15 protein-coding genes are annotated in these 15,594 nt (G+C 72.0%); 10 read left to right on the top strand and 5 right to left on the bottom strand.

Features of this window, described 5'->3' with window-relative positions:
* The first annotated feature begins 15 nt into the window (after window positions 1-15).
* The 3 genes from ACZ6TD_RS26700 (at window position 16) to ACZ6TD_RS26690 (ending at window position 3,309) form a co-directional block, all read left to right on the top strand.
* Complete coding sequence (locus ACZ6TD_RS26700; protein ID WP_471342198.1) at window positions 16-948, top strand: ROK family protein; 933 nt, start codon at window positions 16-18, stop codon at window positions 946-948.
* A complete protein-coding gene (gene nagA, locus ACZ6TD_RS26695) occupies window positions 948-2,159 on the top strand; it encodes an N-acetylglucosamine-6-phosphate deacetylase (RefSeq protein ID WP_471342197.1) in 1,212 nt (403 codons plus the stop codon). Before ACZ6TD_RS26700 ends, nagA begins: the two co-directional genes overlap by 1 nt.
* Before the next feature lie 187 nt (window positions 2,160-2,346).
* Complete coding sequence (locus ACZ6TD_RS26690; protein ID WP_471342195.1) at window positions 2,347-3,309, top strand: 1-phosphofructokinase family hexose kinase; 963 nt, start codon at window positions 2,347-2,349, stop codon at window positions 3,307-3,309.
* Between the two features lie 25 nt (window positions 3,310-3,334).
* On the opposite strand, the gene ACZ6TD_RS26685 is transcribed toward ACZ6TD_RS26690, so the two are convergent.
* Window positions 3,335-4,327 carry a carbohydrate-binding protein gene (locus tag ACZ6TD_RS26685; RefSeq protein WP_471342194.1) on the bottom strand — a complete coding sequence of 331 codons (993 nt, stop codon included), beginning with the start codon at window positions 4,325-4,327 and terminating at the stop codon, window positions 3,335-3,337.
* Window positions 4,328-4,513: 186 nt separating this feature from the next.
* Window positions 4,514-6,205: a diguanylate cyclase CdgB gene (cdgB, locus tag ACZ6TD_RS26680; RefSeq protein WP_471342192.1), complete on the bottom strand. Its 1,692-nt coding sequence runs from the start codon at window positions 6,203-6,205 to the stop codon at window positions 4,514-4,516.
* 405 nt (window positions 6,206-6,610) lie between these two features.
* On the opposite strand from cdgB, the gene ACZ6TD_RS26675 reads away from it, so the two are divergent.
* Window positions 6,611-7,111: a flavin reductase family protein gene (locus ACZ6TD_RS26675; RefSeq protein WP_471342190.1), complete on the top strand. Its 501-nt coding sequence runs from the start codon at window positions 6,611-6,613 to the stop codon at window positions 7,109-7,111.
* Between the two features lie 69 nt (window positions 7,112-7,180).
* Here ACZ6TD_RS26675 and arfB read toward each other — a convergent pair whose 3' ends face one another.
* Window positions 7,181-7,618, bottom strand: a complete 438-nt coding sequence (gene arfB / locus ACZ6TD_RS26670; protein WP_471342189.1) for an alternative ribosome rescue aminoacyl-tRNA hydrolase ArfB — start codon at window positions 7,616-7,618, stop codon at window positions 7,181-7,183.
* 174 nt (window positions 7,619-7,792) lie between these two features.
* Here arfB and ACZ6TD_RS26665 point away from each other — a divergent pair, with 174 nt between their 5' ends.
* Entirely contained in the window at window positions 7,793-8,368 is a 576-nt protein-coding gene (locus ACZ6TD_RS26665; RefSeq protein WP_210949255.1) for a TerD family protein, read from the top strand.
* Window positions 8,369-8,460: 92 nt separating this feature from the next.
* Here ACZ6TD_RS26665 and ACZ6TD_RS26660 read toward each other — a convergent pair whose 3' ends face one another.
* Window positions 8,461-8,910, bottom strand: coding sequence for a Uma2 family endonuclease (locus ACZ6TD_RS26660; protein WP_471358043.1), 450 nt, complete (start codon window positions 8,908-8,910; stop codon window positions 8,461-8,463).
* 172 nt (window positions 8,911-9,082) lie between these two features.
* Window positions 9,083-9,664 (bottom strand): TetR/AcrR family transcriptional regulator, encoded by a 582-nt coding sequence (locus ACZ6TD_RS26655; RefSeq protein WP_471342187.1) that lies wholly within the window; start codon window positions 9,662-9,664, stop codon window positions 9,083-9,085.
* 104 nt (window positions 9,665-9,768) lie between these two features.
* Between ACZ6TD_RS26655 and ACZ6TD_RS26650 the strand changes: the two genes are divergently transcribed.
* From ACZ6TD_RS26650 to ACZ6TD_RS26630, 5 genes are all read left to right on the top strand, one after another.
* Window positions 9,769-10,779 (top strand): NAD(P)-dependent alcohol dehydrogenase, encoded by a 1,011-nt coding sequence (locus ACZ6TD_RS26650; protein WP_471342186.1) that lies wholly within the window; start codon window positions 9,769-9,771, stop codon window positions 10,777-10,779.
* Between the two features lie 479 nt (window positions 10,780-11,258).
* Window positions 11,259-12,878 (top strand): M4 family metallopeptidase, encoded by a 1,620-nt coding sequence (locus ACZ6TD_RS26645; RefSeq protein WP_471342184.1) that lies wholly within the window; start codon window positions 11,259-11,261, stop codon window positions 12,876-12,878.
* Between the two features lie 108 nt (window positions 12,879-12,986).
* The gene (locus ACZ6TD_RS26640) at window positions 12,987-14,072 is read left to right on the top strand and encodes an S-(hydroxymethyl)mycothiol dehydrogenase (RefSeq protein WP_471342183.1); all 1,086 of its coding nucleotides are present in this window, start codon (window positions 12,987-12,989) and stop codon (window positions 14,070-14,072) included.
* Window positions 14,072-14,710, top strand: a complete 639-nt coding sequence (locus ACZ6TD_RS26635) for an MBL fold metallo-hydrolase (RefSeq protein ID WP_471342182.1) — start codon at window positions 14,072-14,074, stop codon at window positions 14,708-14,710. Before ACZ6TD_RS26640 ends, ACZ6TD_RS26635 begins: the two co-directional genes overlap by 1 nt.
* Window positions 14,711-14,783: 73 nt before the next feature.
* The gene (locus ACZ6TD_RS26630; RefSeq protein WP_470003435.1) at window positions 14,784-15,281 is read left to right on the top strand and encodes a hypothetical protein; all 498 of its coding nucleotides are present in this window, start codon (window positions 14,784-14,786) and stop codon (window positions 15,279-15,281) included.
* The last annotated feature ends 313 nt before the right edge of the window (window positions 15,282-15,594 follow it).

Raw genomic sequence — 15,594 nt, 5'->3', positions numbered from 1 at the left:
GCGAGACTGTTCCATGTGAAACACGTCATCGCCCTGGATGTGGGCGGCACCGGTATGAAGGCCGCCCTGGTCGGGGCGGACACCACACTCCTCCACGAGGCCAGGAGGCCCACCGAGCGGGAGCGCGGACCCGAGGCGGTCGTGGCCGCGATCCTCGACTTCGCCGCCGAGCTGCGCGAGATCGGCGAGCGGCGGTTCGGTGGGCCCCCGCTGGCCGCGGGGGTCGGCGTGCCCGGGGTCCTGGACGAGGAGCGCGGGGTGGCCGTCTTCGCCGCCAACCTCGGCTGGAGCGACGTCCCGCTGCGGGCGCTGCTCACCGAGCGGCTGGGCGGGATCCCGGTCGCGCTCGGCCATGACGTCCGGATGGGCGGGCTGGCCGAGGGGCGCATAGGAGCGGGCGAGGGGGCACGGCGCTTCCTCTTCGTCTCCGTCGGCACCGGCATCGCGGGCGCCATCGGCGTCGACGGGCGCATCGACCCCGGAGCCCACGGCTCCTCCGGCGAGATCGGCCACATCGTCGTCCGGCCGGGCGGCGCCGCCTGCGGCTGCGGTCAGTCCGGCTGCCTGGAGACGCTCGCCTCGGCGGCCGCGGTGGGCCGCGCCTGGGCCGCCGCGAGCGGCGATCCGGCCGCCGACGCCGCCGACTGCGCCAAGGCCGTCCGGTCCGGCGATCCCAGGGCCGTGGCGGTGTGGGGGGAGATGGTGGGCGCGCTCGCCGACGGCCTGGTCACCGCCCTCACCCTGCTGGACCCCGGTGTGCTGATCGTCGGCGGTGGGCTGGCCGAGGCCGGGGAGACGCTGTTCGCGCCGCTGCGCACCGCGGTCGAGGAGCGGCTCACCTTCCAGCAGCTTCCCCGTATCGTCCCGGCGGCCCTCGGGGACACCGCCGGCTGCCTGGGCGCGGGTCTGCTCGCCTGGGACCGACTCTCCACGGAGGTAACCGCCTGATGGTCCAGCGAACGCATCTCACCGGCGCCCGGGTGGTCCTGCCGGACGGCGTGGTCGACAACGGGCGGGTGACGGTCGAGGGCACGCGCATCACGGCGGCAGGGCCGGCGGCCGCGCCGGCGGGGGGCCCGGCGGCCGGACTCTCAGCGGATTCCGCGCCCGGCGGCGACGACCGGGCGCTCGACCTGGCGGGCGGCTGGATCGTCCCCGGCTTCGTGGACCTGCATGTGCACGGCGGCGGCGGTGCCTCGTTCTCGGCGGGCACCCCCGAGGAGTCCCTGACCGCCATCCGTACGCATCGGCGGCACGGCACCACCACGATGCTCGCCTCCACCGTCACCGGCGATCTGGACGACCTCGCCCGGCAGGCCGCCGCCCTCTCGGAGCTGGTGGAGCAGGGCGAGTTGGCGGGCATCCACTTCGAGGGGCCGTTCATCTCCCCCCACCGCTGCGGCGCCCACCAGCCCTCGCTGCTGCGCGCGCCCGACCCGGCGGATGTGCGCAAGCTGGTGGACGCGGCGCGCGGCACCGCGCGGATGATGACCCTCGCCCCCGAACTGCCGGGCGGGCTGGAATCCGTACGGCTGCTGGCCGACAGCGGGGTCCTCGCGGCCGTCGGCCACACCGACTCGACGTACGAGGCGACGCTGGAGGCCGTCGAGGCGGGCGCGACCGTGGCGACCCACCTGTTCAACGCGATGCCGTCGCTGCTGCACCGCGCCCCCGGCCCGGTGGCCGCGCTGCTGGAGGACGAGCGGGTCACGGTGGAGCTGATCAACGACGGCACGCATCTGCACCCCGCCGTCCTGGGGCTGGCCTTCCACCGGGCGGGCGCGGACCGGGTCGCCTTCATCACCGACGCGATGGGCGCGGCGGGCATGAGCGACGGCCGCTATCCGCTCGGCCCCATGGAGGTCGAGGTCAAGGACGGCGTCGCACGGATCAGCGACGGGCCGACGGCCGGTTCCATCGCGGGCTCCACCCTCACCCTGGACCGGGCCTTCCGCCGGGCCGTCACGATCGACGGGCTCGGCGTCGAGGCGACCGTAAGGGCGCTGTCCGCGACCCCGGCCCGGGTGCTGGGCATCGCCGACCGGGTGGGTTCGCTGGAACCCGGCAAGGACGCCGATCTCGTCGTGCTCGACGACGACTTCCGGCTGCGGGGCGTGATGCGCGGGGGCGCTTGGGTGGTCCATCCCGAACTGAGCTGAAGTGCCCTGATGTCTGGCAGTGGTGACGGGTGTTGACACTGTCCGACGCTGTCCGGAACGACGCGGAGGTCTGGGCCGAAGCCACTCGTTTTGGCATGATCGCTCGGGCACGGGCACGGCTCGGCACACAGTCGCATTCAGCACAGGAGTCTCCGTCCGGCGGGGGGACGGGAGAGGGGATGCCAGGGTGATCCTCACGGTCACGCTCAACACCGCCCTCGACGTCACCTACCGGGTGCCGGAGCTGCGCCCGCACACCACCCACCGCGTCACCGAGGTCACCGAACGGCCCGGCGGCAAGGGCCTCAATGTGGCCCGGGTGCTGGCCGCGCTGGGCCATGACACCGTCGTCACCGGCTTCGTCGGCGGGGTCACCGGTGCGGTGCTGCGGCAACTGCTCGCCGAGATCGCCCCGCCCGGCGGCGGCCCCAAGGCACCTCGCGGCACGATCACCGACGCGCTGGTCCCGATCGCCGGCACCACCCGGCGCACCATCGGCGTCGTGGACGCCGCCACGGGCGACACCACCCAGCTCAACGAGCCGGGCCCGATCGTCACCACCCCCGAGTGGTCCACCTTCATGGACCGTTACGGCCGGCTGCTGCGCGAGGCGTCGGCGGTCGCGCTGTGCGGCAGCCTGCCGCCCGGGGTCCCCGTCGGGACGTACGCCCAGCTCATCCGCGAAGCGCATGCGGCGGGCGTGCCCACCCTGCTGGACACCAGCGGCGAACCGCTGCGCCGGGGCATCGCCGCCCGCCCCCATCTTGTCAAGCCCAACGCCGACGAGCTCGCCGGGCTCACCGGCTCCACCGACCCGCTGCGCGCCGCGCGCGACGCCCGGCGGCGCGGGGCACGCGCGGTGGCCGCCTCGCTGGGACCCGACGGCATGCTCGCGATCACCGCCCACGGCGCCTGGCGCGCCACCCCGCCGCGTCGGCTGACGGGCAATCCGACGGGCGCCGGGGACGCGGCGGTCGCGGGACTGCTGTCCGGGCTGGTCGAGGAGGCGCCGTGGCCGGACCGGCTGGCCCGCGCGGTGGCCCTGTCGGCGGCGGCCGTAAGGGCCCCGGTGGCGGGCGAGTTCGACCGTGCGGTCTACGACGAGGTACTGGCGCGGGTCGAGGTGACGGAGCACCCGGCGGCGGCCTGAGGCCGCCGCGAGCGCCGCCCCGGTCCTAGCCCTTGCCCTTCTCCAGCCACATCTGATCGATGTTGGCGTCGCACTTGTCCCCGGGCTCACACGACACGGTGATCGTGTTGGTGCCCTTGTTGAGCTGGACGATCGACCAGGTCTCCGTCCAGCCCTTCTCGTAGTCACCCTTCGGCGCGCCCGAGAAGTTCTTCATGTTGAGCGGCCGCGTCTCCTTCTTGCCGTTGATCGTCAGCGACATGCTCTGGTCCTCACCGGGCACGCCGTAGGTGACGTACAGCCGGTAGGACTTCGCCTTGGCCACGTCCACGCTCCAGGTCGCGGACGAGCCCGGGGTGTTGAGCCCGCCCACGTAGGTGCCGCCCTCGGCCTTGGCGCCCTTGATGTCGCTCGCCGGGGCCGCGCCACCGGTCAGCTTCATCTTCGCGGCGTCCTCGGTGGGCAGCTTCTCGCCGCCCGGGCCCTTGGAGGGTCCGGAGGGCTCGCTGGGCCGGACGCTGGAGCCCGCCGTGGGCCGGCCGGCCGGGTCGGCCTGGTCGTCCTTGTTGTCGTCACCGTTGGTGATCATGGCGACGCCGATGCCCACGAGGACCACCGCGACCACGGCGATCGCCCCGATGAGCAGCCCCTTGTTGTTGGGGCCCCGGCCGCCTCCGCCATGGCCGCCGCGCGGGGCGGCCGCACCGGGCTGGCGGGGGGCGCCGCCGGGCAGGGTCTCGGGGGCGGCGTAGTGCGCGTTCTGCCGGCCATAGCCGCCCTGCTGGCCGTACCCCTGCGGCTGCTGGTTCGGGATCTGCTGGCCGTAGTTGCGCTCGCCCACCGCGCGGACCTGGTTGTACGAGGTGCGGGGAACCCCCGGCTGGGCCGGGCCGGGGTAGCCATAGCCACCGGTGCGGGGGGCGGCACCCGGCTGGCCCGACTGACCGCCCTCGTTCCCTTGATCGCCCTCCGAGCGATACAGGTAGGCGAACGGGTCGTCGTTCTCCGGTGTGCCCGAGCCGTTGTTGCCGGCCGTCATCCCTCGTCACTCCCCTATGCATATGGCCATCGGCGCAGGATCAGAACGCGCCACGACAGCTCATATCAGGGTCGAGAGGGCCTCAACAGGGCGTGTGCTGTCCGGATGGCCAATATTCATGATCGGTTCACTGTCGGCGGCAGGGCCGCATCGGCGCAGCCTACCGCGACCGACCGCCCCCCTACCTCATCCGGCCCGGCGGCGCTCCTTGGAGCGGGACCGCTTCTCGATGTACATCCGCTGGTCAGCGGAGTGCAGCACCTCTTCGGCCGACATTCCGCAGCCCGCCCAGCCGATGCCGAAGCTGGCGCCGACCCGGACGGCCCGGCCGTCCACCCGGATGGGCGGAGTGATCGCGTTCCGCAGCCGCACCGCCAGGTCCGCCGCGTCGGCCCGGCCGAGGCCGTCGGCGAGGACGACGAACTCGTCACCGCCGAGGCGGGCGACCGTGTCCCCTTCCCGCACCCCGTTGGTCAGCCGGCGGGCGACCTCGATGAGCACGGCGTCGCCCGCGTGGTGCCCGAACCGGTCGTTGATGGACTTGAAGCCGTCGAGGTCGCAGAAGAGCACCGCGAGCCCCTTGTGGCCGTCGTCGATGTCGGAGTCCTCGTTGGGCGGGACGGTGTGCACATGGCCGTCGAACGGGGCGGTCTCGACCGGGGGCGGGGTGCCGAAGCACTCGAACTCGTCGAAGCCGTGCAGATGCCCCGCCGCGTCCACATAGACCCCGCCGGCGCCCGCGACACCGCTGTCCGAGGCGCCCCCGTCCTCGTACCCCCCGCCCGGCCGGGGCGGGGTGGCGCACAGCCGGGCGGCGAGCCGGGCGCGCAGCTCCGCGCTGTTGGGCAGGCCGGTCAGGGAGTCATGGCTGGCGCGGTGGGCGAGCTGCAGCTCATGGCGCTTGCGCTCCTCGATGTCCTCGACATGGGTGAGCAGGAAGCGCGGGCCGTCGGCGGCGTCGGCCACCACCGAGTTGCGCAGCGAGACCCAGACGTACGAACCGTCGCGGCGGGCCAGCCGCAGCTCGGCGCGGCCGCCCTCGGCGGAGGTGCGCAGCAGGGTGCCGATGTCCTCGGGGTGGACGAGGTCGGAGAAGGAGAAGCGGCGCATCGCGGAGGCCGGGCGGCCCAGCAGCCGGCACAGGGCGTCGTTGGTGCGCAGCAGCCGGCCGTGCTGATCGCCGCCCATCTCGGCGATGGCCATGCCGCTGGGCGCGTACTCGAACGCCTGCCGGAAGGACTCCTCGCTGGCGCGCAGCGCCTGCTGCTCGCGCTCCAGGCGCAGCAGGGCGCGCTGCATATTGCCGCGCAGCCGGGCGTTGCCGATCGCGACGGCGGCGTGGAAGGCGTACATCTGGAGGGCCTCGCGGCCCCAGGCCCCGGGACGGCGGCCGTTGCGCGGTTTGTCGACGGACAGGACGCCGATGAGCTCGCCGCCGGAGGCGCCCGCCGCGTGGAGCGGGGCGAACAGGCGGTCCATCGGATGCCATTCGTCGGGGAAGCGGGGCGCGGGCCCTGGGGTGTGCCACTGCGGGACGTCGTCGTCGTCGAGGACCCAGCCCTCGCTGTACGGGATGAAGCGCAGATCGCCCCAGCGCTCGCCCATGGACAGCCGGCGCTCCCAGGAGCAGCGGGAGCCGACCCGCCCGGCCATCAGCGCCTCGGCCCCGGCGCTGCCGCCGACGGCGGCGACCACGAGGTCCCCGTCGGGGCGGACGAGGTTGACGGCCGACAGTTCGAAGCCGAGTCCGGCGATGACACCGTCGGCGACGGCCTGAAGCGTGTCGGCGAGGTTGCGGGCGGTGTTCAGATCGGCGACCACTTGGTGCAGCTGCCGCAGTGTCGCAAGGCGGATGTACGGCTCCGACTCGGTCTCCATCGATCGCACTCCCCCGAGACCTCGACAGCAAACTCCTGGCGTCTTGTCGTCCGATTGCCACGGCCACTGAATCACAGCGAGCTGCCCACTCGGTACACAGGGTCAACAATTACCGCCTGCTGTGACTCATGTCACAGACCGTGTTCACGCCCCCAGCAGAGCGCGTGGGAGCGCTCCTGGCTTTTGTGATCGCAAATCCCGGAACGAGGGCGCCCGGCCATGCGAGGCGGCCGTCCAGACGGGTCGCGCGCCCTCCGGTGCGGCACCCGGCTTACGGCCCGCGACCTACGCCCGCACTGGTCCCCGGGCCCGATGCGGGGACCGGCCGGGGGCGGTTAGCGTCGAAGGGTGTTCTCGACAAGACCTTCCAGCCCAGCCGAGCCCGCCGTCCCCCATGCTGGTGGGGTGAGCGAGGACGAGTTCCGCGCCGCGCTGTCGCGGTTCACCGCGGGCGTGGTGCTGGTGACCGCGCACGACCCGGAGGAGGGGCCGCGCGGCGAGGACGTCGGCATGACGGCCACCGCGTTCATGTCAGTGTCACTTGACCCGCCGCTGGTGATGGTGAGCGTTCGCAACGGGTCCCGGATGGACGAGCTCCTGGAGCGACAGCCCCACTGGGCGGTATCGGTCCTGTCGGAAGGTCAGCGGCACATCGCGGGACGATTCGCCATGAAGGGGCGCATCAGCGACAGATTGCTGTTCGAGGACATGTCCGTGGTGCGGGGCGAGCACACGGACGCCCCGCTCGCGGTGGGCGCACTGGCGACGCTGGAGTGCCGCACCGAGCAGCGGGTGACGGCCGGGGACCACACGCTGGTGGTGGCCCGGGTGCTCGCCGCGGCGGCACCGGCCGCGGAGGGCGGGCCGCTGACGTACTTCAGGGGGCGCTACCGGGCGCTGGGGTGAAGGACGCCGAAGGGGTGGCGACCGGGGAACGGTGACCGGGCAGCCCGGTCGGCCCGGCCGGCCCGGGGGCTACGTCCAGCCCCGTCCCGTACGCCCCCGCTTGACGTCGCTCCGCTGCTTCTTCTCGCGCAGCCGCCGCTCGTTGATGCCCCGGGGGATCCGGGTGGGGCGGCGCGGCTTGGGCGGTGGCGCGGTCGCCTCCGCGAGCAGTGACGCGAGCCTTACGGCGGCCGTCTCGCGGTTGCGCCACTGCGAACGGTGCTCGGAGGCCCGTACGGTCACCACCCCGTCCACCAGCCGGCCCGCCAGCCGCTCCAGGGCGCGCTCCTTCCATACGGGCGGCAGCGCCTCGGTGCGGGCGAGGTCGAAGCGCAGCTCGACCTGGCTGTCGCTGGTGTTGACGTGCTGTCCGCCGGGCCCGGAGGACCGCGAGAAACGCCACATCAACTCGGCCTCCGGCAAGGAGACAGAACCTCGGATGACATAGGGCGCGGACATGTCCCCCATGGTCGCCTGCCGACCCCGGCGGCGTCATCTCGTTATCTCGTCGTACCCGGACATCAGGGTTTGGCAAAGAAAGTAAAGAGAGCTGGAACCTGTCGGGCCATTCATGGCGTTGTGGAGGGTGACGACGGCTTCGCCCGTCGCCTCGGACCATAGAGACCACGAAAGGGACTCCCCATGGCTGTAAGCCTGTCCAAGGGCGGCAACGTCTCGCTCACCAAGGAGGCACCGGGCCTGACCGCCGTCACGGTCGGCCTCGGCTGGGATGTCCGCACCACCACGGGCACCGACTTCGACCTCGACGCGAGCGCCATCGCCGTGAACACGAACGGCAAGGTCTACTCCGACCAGCACTTCGTGTTCTTCAACAACAAGTCCACGCCGGACCAGACCATCGTCCACACCGGTGACAACGTCACCGGCCAGGGCGAGGGCGACGACGAGCAGATCAACGTCAACCTGGCCGGTCTGCCGGCCGACGTGGAGAAGATCGTCTTCCCGGTCTCGATCTACGAAGCCGAGTCCCGCAGCCAGAACTTCGGCCAGGTGCGGAACGCGTTCATCCGCATCGTCAACCAGGCCGGCGGCACCGAGATCGCCCGCTACGACCTGAGCGAGGACGCGGCCACCGAGACCGCCATGGTCTTCGGCGAGCTGTACCGCAACGGCGCGGAGTGGAAGTTCCGCGCCGTGGGCCAGGGCTACGCCTCCGGCCTGGTGGGCATCGCCAAGGACTTCGGCGTCAACGTCTGAGGTTCCACCAGCGCACCACCACCAAGGGCCGCCCCGCACCCGGGGCGGCCCTCGCCGTGTCCACGGCCACCTCGCCGTCGCGGGGGAACGGGTCAGAACTCACTGGTGTCCAGGTCGAAGCCGAGAGGTTCGGGCAGCGACAGCGGCTGGGAGATGTCGACCTCGACCTTGCGGGTGTACCTCTTCCCAGCGGGCAGGGAGTGCAGGACGGCCTGGTTCCGCTCCCGGTCGATCAGCAGGTAGAACGGAATACCCGCCGCCGCGTAACCGCGCAGCTTGGGGCCCCGATCCCGCTCCGCTGTCACAGCCGACGTCACCTCACCGACCAACATCACCGCTCCCGGGCCCTGGAACTTCAGGGAGTTCCTGAAACTGCCCTTCGGCGCGACGACAAGGTCGGGTAAGCCCCTGCCTTCCGGCGAGGTACCCGGAAGGTGGAGGCCGAGGCCGGTGTAGCACCTCAGCCCGTTCCGGTGGTCCCTCACCTGACCGGACACGGACGACACGATCTCCGCATGCCCCCCATCGCCGGGGCCCGTCACGTGGATCGCACCCTCGACGAACTCCACGCGCCAACCCTCGGGAGCCGCCGCGCTCAACGCGCCGAAGGCATCCTCAGCAGGTGTAAGTGTCACAGCGGCCCCTCCCCCGGTGGCGCGATCCTTTCAGCCGGAGCGAACGGCTCAAAGCCGTTTTCGGCCGCATGTCACCCGTTCAGGGAACGGGCACCCGGAAGGCGCCCGAGACCGCCTGGGCCAGGGCCTGCTTGCGGCGGGTGTGGGCCTCGGGCGGGTCGTCGGGGGCGGCGGTGGCGGAGAGCCCGGCGGCGGACCAGGTCAGGGCCATGGCGAGGACCAGCGCGAGGACGTCCTGGGGGTCGATCGAGGCGGTGACCCGGCCGGCGGCCTGGGCCTCGGCGATCGCCTGGAGTTTGACGGTGACGGCGGATGACTCGGTCACCAGGTTGCCGGTGACCACTCCTTCGAGCTTGGCCCAGGTGGCCAGGCGGATCAGCTCCGGCCGTTCGATGGCGGTCTCGTACAGCCGCACGGCGTACTGGGGGAGGTCGTCGGCCGTGAACGGCACGGCGTCGACGACGGCGTCGGCGTGGAGGCGGAAGACGGCGCCGAAGAGGCCGAGCTTGTCCCCGAAGTAGGCGTAAAGCTGCGCCTTGTTGACGCCCGCGGCGGCCGCGATGCGGTCGACCCGGGCGCCCGCGATGCCATGGGCGGCGAAGTCGGCGGTGGCCGCGTCGAGCAGGCGGCGGCGGGTGGCATCGCTTTTCCGGGGAGACACGGGGACCAGGTTACCAACTGGTTAGTTGCGGGCGTTGGGCGTGGGCGCGTAGCGTACAAAAATCCAACCAACTAGTTAGTTAGAAAAAAGTGAGGTGGGGACGCATGACCGTGCGCGCGTACGCGGTGGAGCAAGCCGGTGGCCCTGTACAGCCGCTCGAGTACGAGCCGGAGCCCCTGGGCCCCCTGGAGGTCGACGTCACCGTGACGCACTGCGGCGTCTGCCAGACCGACGTCGGCCTGGTGGACGACGTGTACGGCGTGTCCCGGTTCCCGGTGGTCGCGGGGCATGAGGCGGTCGGCGTGGTCGAGGCCGTGGGCAGCGCCGTCGACGGCACGCGGCTGGCCGTCGGTCAGCGCGTGGGCGTCGGCGCGGTGGCCGGGGCGTGCTTCGTCTGCGAGTGGTGCCTCACCGGCCGGCAGCATCTGTGCCCGCACAAGGACGACACGGCGCTGCGCGGCGACCGCGGCGCGTTCGCCACCCGGGTGCGGGCGAGCGACTGGCGGTACGTCCAGCCCCTGCCCGACGCCCTCGCCTCCGAGCACGCGGCGCCGCTCCTGTGCGCCGGGATCACGGTCTTCTCGGCGATCGCCCGGAACGGGGTCCGGCCCACGGACCGGGTCGCCGTGGTGGGCGTGGGCGGTCTGGGCCACCTCGCGATCCAGTTCCTCGCCAAGTGGGGCTGCCATGTGACCGCCATCTCCTCGACGGCGGCGAAGGCGGACGACACCCGGCGGTTCGGCGCCCATGAGTTCATCGTCGCGGAGGAGGGGCTGCGGCGGGCCTCGGACTCGTTCGACTTCATCCTCTCGACCGTCTCGGCCGACCTGCCGTGGGACGCGTATCTCGCGGCGCTGCGCCCGCAGGGGACGCTGTGCGTGGTCGGCGTTCCCCACGGGCCGTTCGGCGTCCACCCGTTGAGCCTGCTGCCGGGCGAGAAGCGGCTCGTCGGCGGCGTCGTGGGATCAGCGGAGGAGAACCGGCGGATGCTGGACTTCGCGGCGCGGCACGGCATCCGCCCGGCCGTCGAGACGTTCCCGGTCGCGCGCATCGACGAGGCGCTCGACCACGTCCGCCACGGACGCGCGCGCTACCGGGCCGTGCTGGAGTTCTGACCGCGCCTCGGGAAACGCGGTGGGGCACGGCCCACCCCACAGATCGTCTTCTCGTCGCGTGCACAGCAACGCACAGCAACCCCGCCCTCCGCGCCCGCCGATCGCCCCGCCGCGCTCGTCACCTGGGCGATCGGCCGGGACCCGCCCCCGGCCCGGCCGGAGGTGCCGATGCGGCGAGGGCATGACGTAGCGGCATAAGTCGGCATCAACCAGCCGTTGTTGCCTCATGCCTCGCTGACCGAATTCGCCCCCACTTGAACAACGTCGAGTCAAATTCTTGTTACGCGCCTATCCCAATCGATCGTTCAATGACAATCTCTGGTCGGTCCGCCGCGCGTCTTCTGACTCCGCGGTAAGGCCCTCACGCACCTCTCTGTGCACCACTCGCACCACTCCTGCTCGACCGGACGGCCCACCCATGGCCGTCCGTACCCCCTACGCAGGGCCGCGACCCGGCGGCCCCAAGGCAAGGAGACCGAGTGAGACCCAACGCTTCCTCCCCCCGTAAGAAGACCGTCCGCGTGGCGGCGCTCGTCGCCTCCGCCGCCATGGTCGTCATCGGCGTGCAGACCGGCCAGGCCAGCGCCCAGCCGGAGCGCTCCCGCGAGGCGGGCGCCACGGCGCTTCCGCTGACCGCGGGCGAGCGCGCCACCGCGATCAAGGCGGCCCAGGCCGACGCCTCCGCGCAGGCCGAGTCCCTCGGGCTCGGGGCCAAGGAGAAGCTCCTCGTCCGCGACGTCATCAAGGACGCGGACGGAACCGTTCACACCCGCTACGAGCGCACCTACGCGGGGCTGCCCGTCCTCGGCGGCGACCTGGTCGTCCACGAGAAGACCAGCGGCGCGCGCTCCGTCAACAAGGCCACCGACGCGCGGATAGCGGTCAAGAGCACCGACGCCGCCGTGGCCCCCTCGGCCGCCTCCGGCACCGCGCTGAAGGCCGCGCCGAAGGCGACCACCGGTGAGAAGGCCAAGTCGCCGCGGAAGGTGGTCTGGGCGGCCACCGGCACGCCCGTCCTGGCCTGGGAGACCGTCGTCACCGGCACGCAGGCCGACGGCACCCCGAGCGAGCTGCACGTCGTCACCGACGCCACCACGGGCAAGAAGCTGTCCCAGTGGGAGGGCGTCGAGACCGGCACCGGCACCAGCAAGTACAGCGGCACGGTGCCCCTGGGCACCACCAAGAGCGGCTCCACCTACAGCCTCACCGACTCCACCCGGGGCAACCACAAGACGTACGACCTGAACCAGGGCAGCTCGGGAACCGGCACCCTGTTCACCGACGCGGACGACGTATGGGGCGGCGGACGCCAGACCGCCGGCGTCGACGCGCACTACGGCGCGGCCGAGACCTGGGACTTCTACAAGGAGTTCCTGGGCCGCAACGGCATCAAGAACAACGGCGTGGGCTCGTACTCCCGCGTCCACTACGGCAACAACTACGTCAACGCCTTCTGGCAGGACTCCTGCTTCTGCATGACGTACGGCGACGGCTCGGGCAACGCCAACGCGCTGACCTCGATGGACGTGGCCGGCCACGAGATGAGCCACGGTGTGACCGCGGCCACCGCGAACCTCAACTACAGCGGTGAGCCCGGCGGTCTCAACGAGGCCACCTCCGACATCATGGCCACCGCGGTGGAGTTCTACTCGGGCAACTCCGCGGACGTCGGTGACTACCTCATCGGCGAGAAGATCAACATCAATGGTGACGGCACCCCGTTGCGCTACCAGGACAAGCCCAGCAAGGACGGGGCGTCCAAGGACTACTGGTCCTCGACGCTCGGCAACATCGACGTCCACTACTCCTCCGGCCCCGCCAACCACTTCTTCTACCTGCTGTCCGAGGGCAGCGGCGCGAAGGTGATCAACGGCGTGAGCTACAACAGCCCGACCTACGACGGCTCGACCGTCACCGGGATCGGCCGGGACAAGGCCATCAAGATCTGGTACCGGGCCCTGACCACGTACTGGACCTCGACGACCAAGTACGCGGGCGCCCGCACCGGCACCCTCAGCGCCGCCTCCGACCTCTACGGGGCCAACTCCACCGAGTACAAGGCGGTCGCCGCCGCCTGGACCGCGATCAACGTGAAGTAAGCGGTCCGCCGAAGCGGTGACGGGCCGCACCGGGGGACCGGTGCGGCCCGTTCCGGACGGGCCTCGTCATCCCTGTCGTAGCCGCTGGTCGCCACTTACGCTGCTGTCATGACTCAACAGGTACGCGGCGTGGTAGCCCCCGGCAAGGGCGAGAAGGTCAGGCTCGAGACGATCGTGGTGCCGGACGCCGGCCCCGGCGAGGCGGTGGTCCGGGTCCAGGCGTGCGGCGTCTGCCACACCGATCTGCACTACCGGGAGGGCGGGATCAACGATGAGTTCCCCTTCCTCCTCGGCCATGAGGCCGCGGGCATCGTGGAGTCCGTGGGCGAGGGCGTCACGGAGGTGGCCCCCGGCGACTTCGTGATCCTCAACTGGCGCGCGGTCTGCCACGAGTGCCGGGCCTGCCGCCGCGGCCGCCCCTGGTACTGCTTCAACACCCACAACGCGCAGCAGCCCATGACGCTGACCGACGGCACCGCGCTCAGCCCGGCGCTCGGCATCGGCGCGTTCGCCGAGAAGACGCTGGTGGCCGCCGGGCAGTGCACCAAGGTCGACCCCTCGGCCTCGCCCGCCGCGGCCGGGCTGCTCGGCTGCGGGGTGATGGCCGGCATCGGCGCCGCGCTCAACACCGGCAACGTCCAGCGCGGTGACTCCGTCGCCGTGATCGGCTGCGGCGGGGTCGGCGCCGCCTCGGTGGCCGGGGCGCGGCTGGCCGGGGCCGCGAAGATCATCGCGGTGGACCTGGACGAGCGGAAGCTGGAGTGGGCCCGCTCGCTGGGCGCCACCCACACCATCGACGCCAAGAGCGCCGACGTCGTCGAGGCCGTCCGCGAGCTGACCGACGGCAACGGCGCCGACGTCGTCATCGAGGCGGTGGGCCGCCCCGAGACCTACCAGCAGGCGTTCTACGCCCGCGACCTGGCCGGCACCGTCGTCCTGGTCGGCGTCCCCACCCCCGAGATGAAGCTGGAGCTGCCGCTCCTGGACGTCTTCGGGCGCGGCGGGGCGCTCAAGTCCTCCTGGTACGGCGACTGTCTGCCGGACCGCGACTTCCCCATGCTGATCGACCTCTACCAACAGGGCCGCCTCGATCTGGACGCGTTCGTCAGCGAGACCATCGGGCTCGAGGACATCGAGGAGGCGTTCGCCAAGATGCACCGCGGTGAGGTGCTCCGCTCGGTGGTGATGTTCTGATGACCCCTCCGCCCGTACGCGTCGACCACCTCGTCACCTCCGGCACCTTCTCGCTGGACGGCGGCACCTGGGAGGTGGACAACAACGTGTGGCTGATCGGCGACGACCACGAGGTGTACGTGATCGACGCCGCGCATGACGCCGACGCCATCGCGGACGCCGTCGGCGGCCGCCGGCTGCTCGGCATCATCTCCACCCACGGCCACGACGACCACATCGACGCGGCCCCGGCGCTCGCCGAGCGCACCGGCGCGCCGATCCTGCTGCACCCGGAGGACGAGGTGCTGTGGCGGATGCGCCACCCGGACCGCGCCCCGGACAAGCCGCTGGCCGACGGTGACGTCCTTACCGTGGCCGGGACGCCGCTGCGGGTGCTGCACACCCCCGGCCACTCCCCCGGTGCGGTCTGTCTGTACGCACCGGCGCTGACCACGGTCTTCTCCGGGGACACCCTCTTCCAGGGCGGCCCGGGCGCCACCGGGCGCTCGTACTCGTCCTTCCCGACGATCATCGAGTCGATCCGGGAGCGGCTGCTGACGCTGCCCCCGGAGACGGTGGTCCGCACCGGCCACGGCGACTCCACGACCGTCGGGGACGAGGCCCCGCATCTGGAGGAGTGGATCGCGCGGGGGCACTGAGCCGCGCTCGTACGGCGAGCGCGGGGCCGCCCGCCGGGCGGGCGGCCCCGCGCCCCATGACACCATCGACCGCGTGATCGACCTGGGCTACTCCCTCTCCCGCCGCTTCCCCGACCCGCCACAGACCGACTACCGGCGGGCGGACCCGCGCACCCTGCGGCACGACCTGTTCTGCGGGGACGTCTACCTCGCCGATACGGAGACGGACCGCGAGCTGTCCACAGCCTGGGGATGGGTGCCGGTGCTCGACTTCGCCTGGGCGCTGTGCGACATCGTGGAACGGCTCGACCGGGACCCGCGCGGCAGCCGCTCGGCCACCCCGGTCCACGCCGAGCTGGACTTCACCGAATCGACCGACCGGCTGCTCTTCGAGCGCCGCTTCGGCTGGGTGGACATCACCGCCGACTGGGTGCCGTCCGAGGAAGCGCCGCTGACCTTCAACCACGCGGCGCTGCGCCGCGAGGCCCGCGACTTCCTGCACGACCTGATCGCCGACCTCACGGATCTGCACGAGGGGCTCGGTGACAACCCCGTGGTGTGGGACCTGCAGTCCCGCTTCCCGCGCGTATGAGGTTCAGCGATAGCCGCGAGGCCCCGCGATACGCCGCGAGATGCCGGTATCCCGCGATATCCCGTGAGGATTCGCGGAGGTCCGGTGCGGCTGGAAACCGTCGCCGAACCTCCGCTCCGGCAGCGTTCTCGGGGGTTGAATGCCGCCGGCGGGGAAACTCCCCCGCGCCGCGGCACCGGGGCTGAATTCCCTCGTCGCCATGTGTATCGACCGCCGAGAACCCTCCGCAAAGGGCACTACAGGAAGCTGCCAGACCCGAGCGGGACCTCGCCGATCAGCGGCGTTTCCGGCCATCGGAGGCCCTGCTCGGCTC

This window comes from Streptomyces yongxingensis, from assembly GCF_055597465.1.
This window is presented reverse-complemented; position numbering and strand designations above follow the sequence as displayed.